General features: G+C 60.9%; 14 protein-coding genes and 1 pseudogene. 9 read left to right on the top strand and 6 right to left on the bottom strand.

What is annotated here, in order from left to right; all coding sequences use genetic code 11:
* Positions 1-148: 148 nt before the first annotated feature.
* Complete coding sequence (gene ldtR / locus RLCC275e_RS06325; protein WP_003547156.1) at positions 149-664, bottom strand: transcriptional regulator LdtR; 516 nt, start codon at positions 662-664, stop codon at positions 149-151.
* A gap of 128 nt (positions 665-792) precedes the next feature.
* Positions 793-1,230, bottom strand: coding sequence for a DUF6163 family protein (locus tag RLCC275e_RS06320; protein ID WP_026157306.1), 438 nt, complete (start codon positions 1,228-1,230; stop codon positions 793-795).
* Positions 1,231-1,461: 231 nt separating this feature from the next.
* Between RLCC275e_RS06320 and hemB the strand changes: the two genes are divergently transcribed.
* The 6 genes and pseudogenes from hemB to RLCC275e_RS06290 all read left to right on the top strand — a co-directional run bounded on the left by hemB (position 1,462) and on the right by RLCC275e_RS06290 (position 5,697).
* A complete protein-coding gene (gene hemB, locus RLCC275e_RS06315) occupies positions 1,462-2,475 on the top strand; it encodes a porphobilinogen synthase (protein ID WP_033180395.1) in 1,014 nt (337 codons plus the stop codon).
* A gap of 101 nt (positions 2,476-2,576) precedes the next feature.
* Positions 2,577-3,035 (top strand): RDD family protein, encoded by a 459-nt coding sequence (locus RLCC275e_RS06310; protein WP_003558297.1) that lies wholly within the window; start codon positions 2,577-2,579, stop codon positions 3,033-3,035.
* Between the two features lie 218 nt (positions 3,036-3,253).
* The gene (locus RLCC275e_RS06305; protein WP_033180396.1) at positions 3,254-4,030 is read left to right on the top strand and encodes an arginyltransferase; all 777 of its coding nucleotides are present in this window, start codon (positions 3,254-3,256) and stop codon (positions 4,028-4,030) included.
* The gene (locus tag RLCC275e_RS06300) at positions 4,031-4,918 is read left to right on the top strand and encodes a DMT family transporter (protein WP_033180397.1); all 888 of its coding nucleotides are present in this window, start codon (positions 4,031-4,033) and stop codon (positions 4,916-4,918) included.
* Positions 4,919-5,079: 161 nt separating this feature from the next.
* Positions 5,080-5,301, top strand: coding sequence for an AbrB/MazE/SpoVT family DNA-binding domain-containing protein (locus RLCC275e_RS06295; RefSeq protein WP_033180398.1), 222 nt, complete (start codon positions 5,080-5,082; stop codon positions 5,299-5,301).
* Positions 5,301-5,697, top strand: a pseudogene (locus tag RLCC275e_RS06290) (type II toxin-antitoxin system death-on-curing family toxin). Before RLCC275e_RS06295 ends, RLCC275e_RS06290 begins: the two are co-directional and overlap by 1 nt.
* Here the strand turns inward: RLCC275e_RS06290 and RLCC275e_RS06285 are convergent.
* Together RLCC275e_RS06285 and parC are read right to left on the bottom strand one after the other, a co-directional pair.
* Entirely contained in the window at positions 5,681-6,139 is a 459-nt protein-coding gene (locus RLCC275e_RS06285; protein WP_033180399.1) for an SRPBCC family protein, read from the bottom strand. The pseudogene RLCC275e_RS06290 and the gene RLCC275e_RS06285 overlap by 17 nt on opposite strands.
* Before the next feature lie 371 nt (positions 6,140-6,510).
* Entirely contained in the window at positions 6,511-8,766 is a 2,256-nt protein-coding gene (parC, locus tag RLCC275e_RS06280; RefSeq protein ID WP_003558286.1) for a DNA topoisomerase IV subunit A, read from the bottom strand.
* Between the two features lie 235 nt (positions 8,767-9,001).
* Here parC and RLCC275e_RS06275 point away from each other — a divergent pair, with 235 nt between their 5' ends.
* Positions 9,002-10,189 carry an aq_1923 C-terminal domain gene (locus RLCC275e_RS06275; RefSeq protein ID WP_033180400.1) on the top strand — a complete coding sequence of 396 codons (1,188 nt, stop codon included), beginning with the start codon at positions 9,002-9,004 and terminating at the stop codon, positions 10,187-10,189.
* A gap of 58 nt (positions 10,190-10,247) precedes the next feature.
* Here the strand turns inward: RLCC275e_RS06275 and RLCC275e_RS06270 are convergent, their stop codons facing one another.
* Complete coding sequence (locus RLCC275e_RS06270) at positions 10,248-10,889, bottom strand: TetR/AcrR family transcriptional regulator (protein WP_082229726.1); 642 nt, start codon at positions 10,887-10,889, stop codon at positions 10,248-10,250.
* A gap of 66 nt (positions 10,890-10,955) precedes the next feature.
* Between RLCC275e_RS06270 and RLCC275e_RS06265 the strand changes: the two genes are divergently transcribed.
* Positions 10,956-12,125 (top strand): serine hydrolase domain-containing protein, encoded by a 1,170-nt coding sequence (locus RLCC275e_RS06265; RefSeq protein WP_033180401.1) that lies wholly within the window; start codon positions 10,956-10,958, stop codon positions 12,123-12,125.
* Positions 12,126-12,188: 63 nt separating this feature from the next.
* On the opposite strand, the gene aspS is transcribed toward RLCC275e_RS06265, so the two are convergent.
* Positions 12,189-13,979 (bottom strand): aspartate--tRNA ligase, encoded by a 1,791-nt coding sequence (gene aspS, locus RLCC275e_RS06260; RefSeq protein WP_033180402.1) that lies wholly within the window; start codon positions 13,977-13,979, stop codon positions 12,189-12,191.
* Positions 13,980-14,231: 252 nt separating this feature from the next.
* Here aspS and RLCC275e_RS06255 point away from each other — a divergent pair, with 252 nt between their 5' ends.
* Complete coding sequence (locus tag RLCC275e_RS06255; RefSeq protein ID WP_033180404.1) at positions 14,232-15,623, top strand: multicopper oxidase family protein; 1,392 nt, start codon at positions 14,232-14,234, stop codon at positions 15,621-15,623.
* Positions 15,624-15,746: the final 123 nt, after the last annotated feature.

Below are 15,746 nucleotides of genomic sequence, written 5' to 3'. Positions count from 1 at the left end.
GGGTTAATAACGGCTAAAAAACGGCTTGAATACCGGGCTTTGCGCTTGCCTGCCATGCGTTGCAAAGATGCCACGCGGATCAAACGGCAAATCGGACGTGCAGGGAACACGTCCGATTTTCTGCAACCCTGGAAGGAGGTCAGGGGTCTTAGAGACGATACAGGATCTGGTCGTTCCAGAAACGGTCCAGACGCTGGAGCAGCTTGTTCATCTGGGTGAACTCGTCGGTGCCGATGCCGCCGACCTTGTCGATCGAGGCGATGTGGCGTTCGTAGAGCTTGGCCACCGTTTCGGCGATGTCCTGGCCGGTTTCGGTCAGGCTGATGCGGACCGAGCGACGGTCGATGCGCGAGCGCTGGTGGTTGATGAAGCCGAGATCGACCAGCTTCTTGACGTTGTAGGAAACGTTGGAGCCGAGATAGTAGCCACGCGAGCGCAGCTCGCCTGCGGTCAGCTCGGAATTGCCGATGTTGAAAAGGAGCAGCGCCTGGATGGCGTTGACGTCGCTGCGACCCTGACGGTCGAATTCGTCCTTGATGACATCGAGAAGACGACGGTGCAGACGTTCAACGAGATGAAGGGATTCCATGTAAAGATCACGGATGTCGTGGTCCTGCTGGTCACGGAAGGTCGATACCGCCTGCGGCTTGATTTTCGTGTTCATATTAACTGCCTCACTGTTTGTTTGGCGGTGTGTTTTCTTCCCGCCTTGAGTGAGACCCTATCGAATACATATAAAATTCGACTTAAACCGCAGGCTTAACGGAGCCTTACCGGTAACTCCACGTTGTCTCAGGGTAAATCAACACTTACCTGGCGGCGATGCCGGCGCTTTTCCAGCCAGAGCAGCAGGCGGAAAATCAAGTAGACCACGGCGACGATGACATGCAGCAGGATGATCAGTTGGTTGGGGCCGAAAATATCCGGCAGCAGGCCATACATGAGGATCTGCCCGCCGGCGGCCAGCACCCAGATGACCGGTCCCCAGGAGACGGTGAGCCAGAGGCCGAGGGAGGCGACGGGGAAGAGCACGGCGAGGCTGGTGCTCGCCACCTTCCACGGCAGGCTCAAAAGATCGAAGCGGCCAGCGCCGACCAGCGAATAGCCGACGAGCATCGCCCAATATTGCAGGCCGAACCAGAAGCAGGATACGGCAACCAGTCTCAGGAAGAGAATGAAGAGGATATCCGCCAATGTGCGTTTCGGTATCGTCGGGGATTCGGTTTCCATAGCGCAGACATCGGTTTGGGGTTGCATCTTCACAAGGGCGTCCGAGCGTCTGGCAAGACGCGCCAGGGACGCTCTATAACATTGAGTTGGCGCATAACCGCGAAAATCGACTCCGATTTTCGCGGTTATGCGCCAGAGGTTTTTCCGCCGCGGCCAATCGTCCGGTTTGGATTTTCCAGGCGCCATGATAATGAGCGCTCCGATAAATGGAATGGGCCAGGGACAGATATCATGCAGGACAGGACGCATCTCGTCGACGACATCACCGGTCATCGCCGCATGCGGCGCAACCGCAAGGCGGATTGGACACGCCGCCTGGTACAGGAAAACCGGCTGACGGTCGACGACCTGATCTGGCCGATCTTCATCGTGCCGGGTTCCGGCATCATCGATCCGATCCCGGCCATGCCGGGCGTCAACCGGATGAGCATCGACAAGGCCGTCGAAGCCGCACGCGAAGCGGCCGGCCTCGGCATTCCGGCCCTTGCCACCTTTCCGAATATCGAGATGGAGCTGCGCGACGAGACCGGCTCGAACAGTCTCGAAGCCAACAACTTGATCAATCAGGCGACGGCGGCGATCAAAAAGGCGGTGCCTAATATCGGCGTCATCACAGATGTCGCGCTCGATCCCTTCACCAGCCACGGCCATGACGGCATTCTCAAAGGCGGCGAGATCGTCAATGACGAGACGGTCGACCAGGTGGCGCGCGCCGCCGTGATGCAGGCAGATGCCGGCGCCGACATCATCGCGCCGTCGGAAATGATGGACGGACGCATCGGCGCGATCCGCATGGCGCTCGATGCGGCCGGCCACCAGAGCGTCGGCATCATGAGCTATGCGACGAAATTCGCCTCGGCCTTCTACGGTCCCTATCGCGAGGCGATCTCGACGGGCGGGCTGCTGAAAGGCGACAAGAAGACCTATTATATCGACCCCGCCAACGGCACCGAGGCGATCCGCGACGCGGCCCTCGACGTCGAGGAAGGCGCCGACATGCTGATGGTCAAGCCCGGCCTGCCCTATCTCGATATCTGCTGGCGAATGAAGGAGGCCTTTGGCCTGCCGACCTTCGCCTACCAGGTTTCCGGCGAATATACGCAGATCAAGGCGGCGGCGATGAATGGCTGGATCGATGGCGAGCGAGCGATGCTCGAAACGCTGCTGTCGTTCAAGCGGGCGGGATGCGACGGTGTCCTCACCTATTTCGCGGTCGAAGTGGCGAAAATTCTCGCAAAGCGGTGATTGGGCCGAACCGGCCGAAAATCATCCGAATCTAGAGCAAATATTGCATTTTGCCCTGCCGATACCATATCAGCGGCATCGTTTTTCCGCAGGAGATTGAGATGAGCTACAACCCCAATCCGCTTTATGCCGCACCGGAGGACTGGCGCGCCTATAGCGGCGTGTTGAGCCGCCGGGTCTTCGCCTTCATACTAGACTACGTCATCGTGGCGCTGCTCTGCATTCCCGCGGCGATCGTGCTGTTCTTCCTGTCGATCGTCACGCTGGGGCTCGGCTTCCTGCTCTACCCTGCCCTCTTCGTCATCGTCGCCGGCATTTACTTCGGCCTGACGGTGGGCGGACCGAGCCAGGCCTCGCTCGGCATGCGCGCCATGGGGATCGCAATCGTGCGCGTCGATGGACGGCCGATGGATTTCATGACGGCGATCGTGCATCTGGCACTGTTCTGGATCCTCAACTCGGTGCTGACGCCACTCATTCTGCTTGCCGGCCTGTTCATCGAACGCAGCCGTCTCGTCCACGATCTGCTTGTGGGCACGGCGACGGTGCGCACCGCCTGAGACTTTGGCTGAGACTTTGGCTGAAACCCTAACTGCGATCCCAGGGCGGAGACGAAATAAAGTCTCCGCCTTCCCTTTGCCGGCAGGCGCCGGCGCTCCATATTTAAAATTAGAAGACTGATATGAAGGGCGAAAAGCGCCCCGCTGTTGACGTTTTTTATTCTTAGGTCATGCTGTCAGGAAACGGCACGGTCTCGACAAGGAAATTTCCGCGACAAATGAATACGCAGACGACGCCATCACCGCAGTTTTATCTGACGGCTCCGGCTGCGTGTCCGTACCTGCCGCATGAGATGGAGCGCAAGGTGTTCACCCATCTGGTCGGCCCGCGCGCCGCCGAGATGAACGACATCCTGACGCAGGGCGGTTTCCGCCGCTCGCAGAACATCGCTTATCGCCCGGCCTGCGAATCCTGTCGCGCCTGCGTTTCCGTGAGAATTCTCGCCCAGGAATTCGAGCCGACGAAATCGATGAAGCGGGTGCTTGCCGAGAATTCCGACGTCATCGCCACCGAATTCGCGGCCCAGCCTTCCAGCGAGCAATATTCGCTCTTCCGACGCTATCTCGATTTTCGCCACCAGCAGGGCGGTATGTCCGACATGACCGTGCTCGACTATGCAATCATGGTCGAAGACACGCATGTGAATACGAGAATCATCGAATACCGCCGGCGCGAAGAAGGCTCCGGACTGGAGCAGCGGCCAAAGGGCGAGCTGCTTGCCGCCGCCCTCACCGACACGATGAGCGACGGGCTGTCGATGGTCTATTCCTATTTCAATCCGGCACTCGAGCGGCGTTCACTCGGCACCTTCATGATTCTCGATCATGTCAGACGCACGAAAGCGCTGGGGCTGCCGCATGTCTACCTCGGCTACTGGGTTCAAGGGTCGCGGAAAATGGACTACAAGACGCGCTTCCAGCCGCAGGAGCATCTGACCCCGCGCGGCTGGGAACGCTTCGATTCCTCGTCCATGCCCGAGAGCACCCACGACTGAATGTTCCCCACCGCTCTTTCCGACCATCGGAAGGGCCTGCTGCTGACGGCGATCGGCGGGCTGGCGCTTTCTATGGATATCCCGCTGATGAGGCTCGCCAACGGCGAGCTGTGGTCGATTCTTGCGGCGAGAAGCATCGCGACCCTTGGCGTGACGCTGCTGGTGGCAACCGCGCTCAGGATCGCCAAGGGGCGATGGCCAGTGCTCGTGCCGGGCTGGCCGGGCCTCGTCACCGGTCTGCTCTACGGGCTGACGACGGTGGTCTTCCTTCTCGCCGTTTTCAACACCTCGACGGCCAATGTCGTTTTCATCGTCGCCTTCAATCCGATGTTCGCCGCCCTGCTTTCCTGGATTTTCCTCAAGGAGCGGCCGGCGCTGGCAACACTGCTCGCCATGGCGGCGATGATCTTCGGCGTCGGCCTGATCGTGCGGGACGGGCTTTCGGGCGGCCATCTCTTCGGCGATATCATGGCGCTGCTTACCGCCTTCATCATTGCCGCCGCCATCACCATCAGCCGCGCCTCTCGCCGGGAGATGGGCTTCGTCTCGCTGCTTTCGACGGTGCTGCCGGCGGCGATCGGCCTGATCTCGGTCATGCCGGCAGGCGGTTTTTCGATCGAGCATCCCGCCTGGATCCTCTTCAACGGCGCGGTGATGATGCCTCTCGCCTTCTGGTGTCTGGCGACCGGGCCGCGTTACCTCTCCGCGCCGGAGGTGGGCATGTTCTACCTGCTCGAAACCGTGCTCGCACCGATCTGGGTCTGGCTGATCTTTGCGGAAACGCCGGCGCCGATGACGCTGGTCGGCGGCGGCATCCTGGTGGCGGCGATCGCAGCCCATTCCGTCTGGATAGTGCGGAGGAAAAGCACCGTTCAAATGGCAGGCTAAAGCATGTCGCGCAAAAGTGTGCAGCGGTTTTGCGACAACGACATGCGAAAACAGAGACCTAAAGCGCAAGGAGCGCATCTGAAAGATCGCGACGCGCTTTAGGACGTTGTCGCCTACTCGGCCTCATGTTATAACTCGGTTACCCCACAGAGGACGAAGCGATGAACGTCACGATCCGCAAGATCGGCAATTCCGAGGGTATTATCATCCCTAAGGAAACCCTCGACCGTCTTGGATTGAAGACCGGCGATTCACTGGAATTGCAGATAGAAAACGGCGGCATCACTTTGAAGCCGGCCGATGAGGATTTGTCTCATCAGCTCGAGGCGGCGCGATATTTCATGGACAAGTATAAGGTTGCTTTGAAAAAGCTGGCCGGATAATGGCCTTTAAATTTCTGACGAGACCATTGGTCGAGAGCCTGCAGAAAATGCAGATCGAGCGCTTCGGCGGTCTCGCAGGACTGAGTGACGAAGGCGCGCTGGAATCTGCTCTCGGCCGGCCGATGCACAAGGCAAATTACGGCGGCGACAACGTCATTGAACTCGCCGCCGGCTATCTTTTTCGGTCTTGCCCGCAACCACGCGTTCGTCGACGGCAACAAGCGGATCGCGATCGTAACCGCCGGTGTATTCCTTCTCGAAAACGGTTACGAGATCGAAACGACCGATGCCAATCTCTACGCTTTCGTTCTTGCCGTAGCCGCCGGCGAGATCGACGAAGAAGGCGCGACCCGCTTCCTGCGGGATTTCAGCCTACCGCTCAGCCCGTCGCCTTGAGCTGCTGCTGCTCCAGTTCCCTGCCAAGCCCCTCGACCACATGCGCCCAGCCTTGCCGGGTCTTTTCCTCGTGTTCGGCCCATTCGGCGCACATTTCATGGGTCAGCGTCAGGCGGCTGCCGCCGCCGAGAGGCTCGATGTTGATCTCGACGCGGTCGCAATTGTGGTCGTGCTCCTCGACGGAAAAGCTGAAGACCATGCGCTGCGGGCGCTTCAGTTCCAGGAAGACGCCCTGGTGAAAGGCGTCGCCGGTCGGGCGGCGGTCGACGACGAAGAAACGGCCGCCGACATGCGGATCGATATCGGCGCGGATGACGTGACCGTTATCGGTCGCAAACAGGAAGCGGCGGGCGATTTCGGGGTTGAGCCAGGCGTCGTACACGACGGCGGGCGGCACCCTATAGGTCTGGCTAACATGCAGTTTGATGGTGCTGGCGGGCATCTATTTTCCTCCGGTAACGGCGCGCACACTCCTCCCGTGCGCGGCCTGCGGCCATTCCGTCCGCCTCCGGAGCCGGCCTGCTCATACTTTTGCTAACAAGATTGAGATAGGGGAATTGTCGCGCCCGCCAAGAGTCGGGCGCGGAATATACTGGATCATTCCTTCAATCAGAATCGATTGAAGGATAAAATCATCCAGCAATTCAGCGGGTTACAGCGCCTTTTGTACGTCTGAAAAGACGCACGGCGCTGTCGTGTCCTAGAGCATGATGTCGAAAAGTGTGAGCGGTTTTCGGACGACATCATGCTCTAATTACTTAAATTAGAACATGATTCAGATTTTAGGCCGAACAGGCCTAAAATCATCCTGTTCTAGCCAGCGAATTTGCCGCTGCGCGGAAAACCCTTCGGCACGGTGCGGCCGGCGGTGGCGCGATCGGCCAGCCATTCGGCAAGCTCGTCCTTGTTCTTCGTGAAGGTGCGGCCGGCGCTGTCTTCCCAGACGAGGCCGTCCGATATCGCGAAGCAGCGGACGTCGGAAATGCCGCCATCCTTGTAACGCTGCAGACGTACGCCTTTGCCGCGCGACATTTCCGGCACCTGCGCCAGCGGGAAGACCAGCAGTTTGCGGTTTTCGCCGACGACGGCGACATGGTCGCCACTGACGGGCACGAGCAGCTGCGTTTCCTCGGGCAGCCCGACGTTCATGATCTGCTTGCCCTTACGGGTATTGGCGACCAGCTCGGCTTCGGGAACAACGAAGCCGTTGCCGGCGGTCGAGACGATCAGCTGCTTGCGTGAGGGATCATGGACGAAAGCGGTCAGCACCGCCTGGTCGTTATCCATATCGACAATGATGCGCAGCGGCTCGCCGTGGCCGCGGCCGCCCGGCAGCTTGTCGCCGCCGAGCGTGAAGGCCTTGCCGCCTGTCGTGAGGATCAGGATCTTATCCGTCGTCTGCGCCGGGAAAGCGATCTTCAAGCCGTCGCCTTCCTTGAAGGTCAGCGTCGCCGTATCGGCGATATGGCCCTTCAACGCGCGGATCCAGCCCTTTTCGGAAATGACGACGGTGATCGGTTCCTTCTCGATCATCGCCTGCTGGATTGCTTCCTCGTCGGTCTCGGGCGCATCGGCAAACTGGGTGCGGCGGCGGCCGATCTCGGTCGCCTTGGCAAATTTCTTCTTCACTTCGCCGATTTCCCAGGCGACCGTCTGCCACTGCTTGTCGTCGGAGGAAAGCAGCGTCTCGATCTCGCCCTTTTCCTTGGTGAGTTCGTCGAATTCCTTGCGGATCTCGAACTCTTCCAGCTTGCGCAAGGCGCGCAACCGCATATTGAGGATCGCCTCGACCTGATTGTCGGTGAGATCCCAGCGCGCCATCATGACCGGCTTCGGCTCGTCCTCCTCGCGGATGATGCGGATGACCTCATCGATGTTGAGGTAGGCGACCAGCAGGCCGCTGAGGATTTCAAGGCGTCTGTCGATTGCCGCCAGACGGAAGCGCGAGCGACGCTGCAGAACTTCGCGGCGGTGGTCCAGCCACTCCTTCAACACCTCGTTCAGCGCCATGACCCGCGGGATGCGGCCCATGGAGAGCACGTTCATGTTGAGCGGGAATCGGCTTTCGAGCTCCGTCAGCTTGAACATCGATTCCATCAGGATCGTCGGATCGACGCTGCGGGTCTTCGGCACCAGGACGACACGGATGTCTTCGGCCGATTCGTCGCGGATATCTTCCAGCAGCGGCAGCTTGCGGGCGATCAGCAGCTCGGCGATCTTCTCGATCAGCCGCGATTTCTGCACCTGGAAGGGAATTTCGGTGATGACGATCTGATAGCCGCCGCGGCCGAGATCTTCCGTCTGCCATTTCGCCCGCACGCGGAAACCGCCGCGGCCGGTGCGGTAGCTCTCGATGATGCTGTCGCGGCTGTCGATGATGATGCCGCCGGTGGGGAAATCCGGGCCGGGAATGAATTCGACCAGCTTTTCGACGGTCGCATCGGGATGTTTGATCAGATGCAGGGCGGCGTCGCAAAGCTCGTGGGCATTGTGCGACGGGATCGAGGTCGCCATGCCGACGGCGATGCCGGAGGAGCCGTTGGCGAGCAGGTTCGGGAAGGCGCCGGGAAGAACGACCGGCTCGGAATTCGATTCGTCGTAAGTGTCGCGGAAATCGACGGCATCCTGATCGATGCCTTCGAGCAGCAGTTCGGAGACCGCCGTCATCTTCGATTCGGTGTAACGCATGGCGGCGGGGCTGTCGCCGTCGATATTGCCGAAATTGCCCTGGCCGTTGACCAGCGTGTAGCGCTGCGAGAAATCCTGGGCGAGACGGGCAAGCGCGTCGTAGATCGACTGGTCGCCGTGCGGATGGTAGTTACCCATCACTTCGCCGACGATCTTGGCGCATTTTCTGAAGGCCGAGTTCGGCCTCAGCCCCATCTCGTTCATCGCATAGACGATGCGGCGATGGACAGGCTTCAGCCCGTCGCGCACGTCAGGCAGGGCGCGGTGCATAATGGTCGACAGCGCATAGGCAAGATAACGCTGCTCGAGCGCCGCCTTGAGGTCGACCGGTTGGATGTGATCGTCGTCTCCGCCTGAAGGCGGCAAAATCTCTTGTCCCATAGGTTCTGACTAGCTCAGAAGAGGCCGGCGGGCAAGGAATCGGGGCCATTGCAGCTGTGGATGAAGTCTTGGGACTGACATCAAAGGATGAGACAAACGTTCCGCCGCAATTTGGACTTCGTTTGCCGTTCCTCTCAACAAAAATTTAGAGATCCGCAAATATAAAGCGGGCCTAATCCGTAGTAGCGTAACTGCAGATTTCCAACCGCCACCACGCCACCAGAGGAATCACCCCATGAACTTTTCCCGGACAACGCGGCTGATGCTGTCGGGCGCCGCCTTTTTCTCACTCGCCGGTTCGGCTTTCGCCCTCGACGGCGCCGATCTGCTGAAGAAGCTCAATGCCGCCTATGCCGTACAGGGCGGAACGATTTCGGCTGACGCAGTCGATATCGACGGCACGACCGCGACGCTGAAGAATGTCAGCGTCAAATCGGCCGGCGGTGAAAGCTTGGCCGTCGGCGAAGTCACCCTTTCCGGCGTCGAAGAAGACGAGGATGGAGGCTATTACATCGAAGAAGCCGCATTCCCTGACATCAACACCACAAAAGACGGCGTCACCGTCACGGCGCAGGAGCTGACGCTCGGCGGCATCTCGATCCCGGCAACGGCGGGCGGCGACACGCTCGATACGATGATGCTCTACGAAACCGCTCATACCGGCCCGCTGAAGGTGGTCAAGGACGGCGCCGAACTGTTCTCGCTGCTCGAAACCGACGTCAATCTGACACTGCGCGAAGACGAATCCGGCTTCGATTTCGACGGCGCCTTCAAAAGCATGAAGGCCGACCTCAGCAAAGCCGAGGATCCGCAGAGCAAGGACGCGATCGAGAAGCTGGCACTGCAGCACGTCCAGGGCGACATCACCATGAAGGGCGCTTGGGAACTTGCACCCGGCACGATCGACATTTCGGAATTCGCCTTCGACTTCACCAACATCGGCAAGCTGAACCTTGGCTTCAAGATCTCGGGCTACACGATGGCCTTCGTCAAGTCGCTGCAGGATGCGATGAAGCAATCCGAAGCCAGTGCGAACAAGGAAGAATCGCAGCAGGCACTCGGTCTTGCCATGCTCGGCCTGATGCAGCAGCTGTCCTTCGAGGCCGCGCAGGTGCGCTTCGAAGATGCCTCGATCACCAAGCGCGCGCTCGATTATGCCGGTTCGCAGCAGAACATGTCGGGCAAGCAGATGGCGGATTCGCTGAAGGCGATGACGCCGATCATGCTGGCGCAGCTCAATATCCCGGAACTGCAGAACGCCGTTTCGGCCGCCGTCAGCACCTTCCTCGACGACCCGAAGAGCCTGACCGTCAAGGCCGCTCCTGAAAAGCCGGTGCCGTTCCCGACGATCGTGGGCGCCGCCATGGGCGCTCCGAACACGCTGCCGCAGGTGCTTGGCGTCAAGGTTACCGCCAACGACTGATCGCTTCGATCTTGCGACGAAAGGCCCGGCAATCCAGTGTTGTCGGGCCTTTTCGTTTTCAGGCGCGATGACGGGCGACCTCGGCGATGGCGAGGACTGAGAGATCAAGCAATTCCTCTAGCGATGCGCCGTCCCTCGCCTGCACCGACATGCCCTGGATGATGGCACAGAGGAACCGTGCCAGCGCGCGAGGGTTCGTCTCGGACTTCATGTCGCCCTCGCGGATGCCACGCTCGATCCTCGCCGTGAAAGCGTCCAGCGACCGACGGCGCATCGCTGCGACATGGTCGGCGATCACGGCATTCTCGCTGGCGCAGTTCAGCACGGCCGTCGAGATCATGCAGCCTTTCGGATGCTCCGGCGCCGAGAAAATCGCCGCCGAGCCCCGCAATATGCGCTCGAAGGCGGACACGGTGTCGATCGGCTCGCCGAGCGCGGAAAAAGTTTCGGAGCCCAGCCCTCGGTATTGCTCCAGCGCGGCGCGGTAAAGATCGGCCTTCGAGTTGAAGGCGGCATAGAGGCTTTGCGGCGTGATGCCCATGGCGGCAGTGAGATCGGCGATTGAGGCGCCCTCATATCCATGCGCCCAGAAGGTCTCGCGCGCCGCCGAGAGAACGGTCTCGCGGTCGAAGGCCGGCGGACGGCCGCGGCGGCGGGCGGTAGAATTTTCCACGTCTCGTCTATTTTTCACAATGATCACTCTAGAAATTCGAAACGACCTTCTATATTCAGGAACGGTCATTGTGATTATAGAAGGTTTAATCTGATGAGTCTTCCCCTCGAAATGGCAGACGCCTACAGGAATTCATCGCTTGCCGCAGCGGTCGATGCGGCCATCGCAAGCGCGCTCGACGACAAACGGCTTGTGGGAACGGTGGTGTTCGTCGCCCGCGACGGAGAGATCGTCCATCGCCGTGCCGCCGGTCTTGCCGACCGCGAGAACGGTCTGGCAATGCACGAGAACACTATCTTCCGGCTTGCCTCCATCACCAAGCCGATCGTCACCATCACCGCGATGCGGCTCGTCGAGCAGGGAAGAATCGGGCTCGACGACCCGGTGACGAGATGGCTGCCGGACTTCCGGCCGAGGCTGCCTGACGGTGGCGAAGCAACCATTCGCATCCGCCACCTGCTGACCCATACATCCGGGCTCGGCTACAGCTTCTCCGAAGAGGAAGGCGGTCCCTATGCCCGCGCCGGCGTTTCCGACGGCCTCGCCGAACCCGGACTGCCGCTGGCCGAGAACCTGCGGCGGATCGCCAGCGCGCCATTGCGCTTCGCGCCGGGCAGCGACTGGCAATATTCCATTGCCATGGATGTTCTCGGCGGCGTCATCGAGGCGGAAACCGGAGTGCCGCTGGGCGAGGCCGTCGCTGAACTGGTGACGAAACCGCTTGGCCTTGCCGATACCGCGTTTTCGGTTCGCGACCGCAGCCGGCTGGCAGCGGCCTATATGGACGCTTCACCGGAACCGGCTCTGATGGGCGAGACTGCGCTGGTGATGTCGCTGATGGGCCCCATCCGCTTCGCGCCGAACCGCATCTTCGATCCCGCCTCCTATCATTCCGGCGGCGCCGGCATGGCGGGAACGGCGGGCGATATCCTGGCCATACTCGAAACCATCCGTAGAGGTGGTGCACCGCTGCTCTCGATCGAAACCGTAGGGATGATGGCGACGGACCAGGCCGACGGCCACCGCCAGCAGCACGAACCCGGCTCCGGCTTTGGCTTTGGCTGGTCAGTCATCACCGATCCGGCCGAGGCAGGCGTCCCCTTCCCCAAGGGCACGCTGAAATGGGGCGGCGTCTATGGCCATAGCTGGTTCATCGACCCGGTTAATGGGCTGACCGTCGTTGCACTGACCAACACGACGCTGGAGGGCATGTGGGGCAGGTTCACAGTCGATCTTCGCGAGGCGATCTACGCGGCATTGTGAACGAACGATACAAGCAGAAAAGCCCGGCGATTGCCGGGCTTTTGCATTCGGGATCAGGCGATCTCAGTCCTTCTTGACCGGCGGGATCGGTCGGATCGAGAGCTCACGCAGCTGTGTCGGGCTTGCCGGGCTCGGCGCCCCCATCAGCAGGTCCTGGGCCTGCTGGTTCATCGGGAAGAGCGAGATTTCGCGCAGGTTCTTCGCGCCGACGAGCAGCATGATGATACGGTCGATACCGAAGGCAGCACCGCCATGCGGAGGCGCGCCATACTGGAAGGCGCGGTAGAGGCCGCCGAAACGGTCTTCGACATCCTGCTGGCTGAGGCCGACCTTCTCGAACGCGGCGACCATGGTTTCCGGCGACTGGTTACGGATCGAGCCCGAGGCGATTTCGAAGCCGTTGCAGACCGCGTCGTACTGGAAGGCCTTGATCGTCAACGGATCCTGGCTCTGCAGCGCTTCGAGGCCACCCTGCGGCATCGAGAACGGGTTGTGCGCGAAATCGACCTTCTTTTCTTCCTCGCTCCATTCGAAGAACGGGAAGTCGACGATCCAGCAGAGTTCGAAACGGTCGCGATCGACAAGGTCCAGCTCTTCGCCGGCCTTGGTGCGGGCTTCACCGGCAAACTTGTAGAACTTCGCCGGATCGCCTGCAACGAAGAAGCAGGCGTCCCCGTCCTCGAGGCCGAGCTGGGTACGGATCGCGTCGGTGCGCTCCTCGCCGATGTTCTTTGCAAGCGGGCCAGCGCCCTCGAGCTTGTCACCTTCCTTGCGCCAGAAGATGTAGCCGAGGCCAGGCTGACCGGTCGACTGCGCCCAGGCATTCATGCGATCGCAGAACGCTCTGGAACCGCCGGTCTTTGCCGGGATCGCCCAGATCTCAACCTTCGGGTTGGAGGCGATCATGCCGGCGAAGACCTTGAAGCCGGAGCCGGCGAAATGTTCGGTGACCGCTTCCATGACGATGGGGTTGCGCAGGTCCGGCTTGTCCGAACCATATTTACGGATCGCCACGTCATAGGGGATGCGCGGCCATTCCTTGGTGACCGGCTTGCCTTCAGCGAACTCTTCGAAAATGCCCGTCATCAGCGGACCCATCGTGTCCCAGACGTCTTCCTGGGTGACGAAGCTCATTTCGAGGTCGAGCTGGTAGAATTCGCCCGGCAGGCGGTCGGCGCGCGGGTCTTCGTCGCGGAAGCAGGGAGCGATCTGGAAATAGCGGTCGAAGCCCGCCACCATCAGCAGCTGCTTGTACTGCTGCGGCGCCTGCGGCAGCGCGTAGAAGGTGCCGGGATGGATACGGGAGGGCACGAGGAAGTCGCGCGCGCCTTCCGGCGAGGAGGCCGTCAGGATCGGCGTCGTATATTCGGTAAAGCCGACATTGCCCATTTCGCGGCGCATGGCGGAGATCACCTGGGTGCGCTTGACGATGTTCTTGTGCAGCGTTTCGCGGCGAAGATCGAGGAAGCGATACTTCAGGCGGACGTCTTCGGGATAATCCGGCTCGCCGAAGATCGGCAGCGGCAATTCCTTGGCGGCGGAAAGGACTTCTATCTCCTGCGCGTAGAGCTCGATCTCGCCGGTCGCCATGGTCTTGTTGACGGTGTCTTCGGTGCGCGCCTTGACGAGGCCATCGATACGGATGACCCATTCGCCGCGCACGGTCTCAGCCATCTTGAAGGCCGGGCTATCAGGATCGGCGACCACCTGGGTGATGCCGTAATGGTCGCGAAGGTCGATGAAGAGAACGCCGCCATGGTCGCGAACGCGGTGAACCCAGCCGGAAATACGGACGGTCGAGCCGACATCCGACTTGCGGAGGGCGGCACATGTGTGGCTGCGATAGCGATGCATGATCTCAAATCCTGGATGTGGCTTAAGACGGCAGCAAGGGTTCCAAGACCCTCAAGCGCCGACAAGAAAATCGGGCGGAAAAGCGCATGGACGCTCCGATTTGTCAAGGCTTGGCGCACGCGGCCGGGCGTTTGGCACGCGTTATGGCGAGGCTGCGACCCGTATGCTGCGGCAGTTTGGCCGCGCTTCCTGTATTGCTGAAGATGCTGGTCAACTTTAAAAGGATCGACATTCTTATCGTGGAGCCGCCGCATGCCTCTCCTTAGCCGCCGCAACCTCTTGAAGGCATCCGCTGTTGCGGGCGCCTATGGTGTCGGCATCGGCGTTGCCGGTAAATTCGGGCTTGCCGAGGCAGCTCCCGAGCCGACGCTGCTGACGGCGGTGAAGACCGAAGCCATGCTGACCGAGGCGGGACCGACCAGGGATATCATGAGCTGGAGCCATGACGGCATGCCGCCGGTCCTGCGGATGAGGAAGGGGCGGCCCTATGCGGCGCGGCTGAAAAACGGGCTCGACGAGCCGACGACGATCCACTGGCACGGGCTTCGCATCGACAACCGCATGGACGGTGTGCCGTTCATGACGCAGCCTTATGTCTACACCGGCGACAGCTTCGACTATGCCTTCACGCCGCCCGATGCCGGCACCTTCTGGTATCATCCGCATTGCAACACGCTGACGCAGATGGGCCACGGCATGACCGGCGTCATCGTCGTCGAGGACCCGGCCGATCCGGAATTCGATGCCGAGGTGGTGCTGAACCTGCGCGACTGGCGGCTCGGCGGCGACGGGCAGTTCATCGCCGCCTTCCGGCCGCGGGATGCTGCCAAGACCGGCACCTACGGCACGGTGCGCACCGCCAACTGGCATCAGGAACCACGATATGACGCGCCGGCCGGCGGGCTGGTGCGGCTGCGCATTGCCGTCACCGACGTGACGCGGATCTTCTCACTGAAGATGGAAGGCGCCGATGCCACCGTCATCGCGATCGACGGCAATCCGGTTCCGACGCGGTTTCCCCTCGAACTGCTGCAGATCGGACCGGGCCAACGGCTCGATCTTGCCGTGCGCATGGCGGATGCTGAAGGTTCGGTCGCGACGCTCGAGGATATCCGCGGCACGGCGCCGAAGACGATCGCCAGCCTGCGCGCGGTCGGATCATCGTTGAAGCGCGATATCGGCGATCTCGGGCCGCTTGTCGACAACCCCGTCCCGAAGGCCGATCTAGCCGCTGCCGAGCAGATCCCGCTGGTGCTGAGCGCCACTGCCGAGAATGCCGCCGTCGAAAGCATCTGCGGCACGCTGGGCTACAGTTTCTGGGCGATCAACAAGGTGCCATGGCCGGGCGATACGCCCGATCCGACGGCGCCGCTTGCGGAATTGAAGCTCGGCAAGAGCTATGTCTTCAATCTGGAAAATACCACGCCGCATGCCCATCCGATCCATCTGCATGGGATGAGCTTCACGGTGATCTCCTCCTCGACGCGGGAGGTGATGCCGCTGGTGTCCGATACCTATCTCATCCAGCCGGACGAGAAGGTGCAGCTTGCGTTCGTCGCCGACAATCCCGGTGACTGGCTGCTGCATTGCCATATCATCGAGCACCAGAAGACGGGTATGACGAGCTATCTCAGGGTAAGCTGAGATAGCCTGCACTTTCACCGCGATTGCGGCCGTGCATCGCGCCTTGCCTCAGTTTGGACGTGATTCTTAGCCAGCAATGCTCGAAGCGTATGCTGTTGTATTGACATATCGAACCGAAAGGAG

Origin of the sequence: Rhizobium brockwellii, from assembly GCF_000769405.2 — a bacterium.
Lineage (GTDB): Bacteria > Pseudomonadota > Alphaproteobacteria > Rhizobiales > Rhizobiaceae > Rhizobium > Rhizobium brockwellii.
Note: the sequence above shows the minus strand (reverse complement) of the source record. Positions and strands in the feature narration are given on the sequence as shown.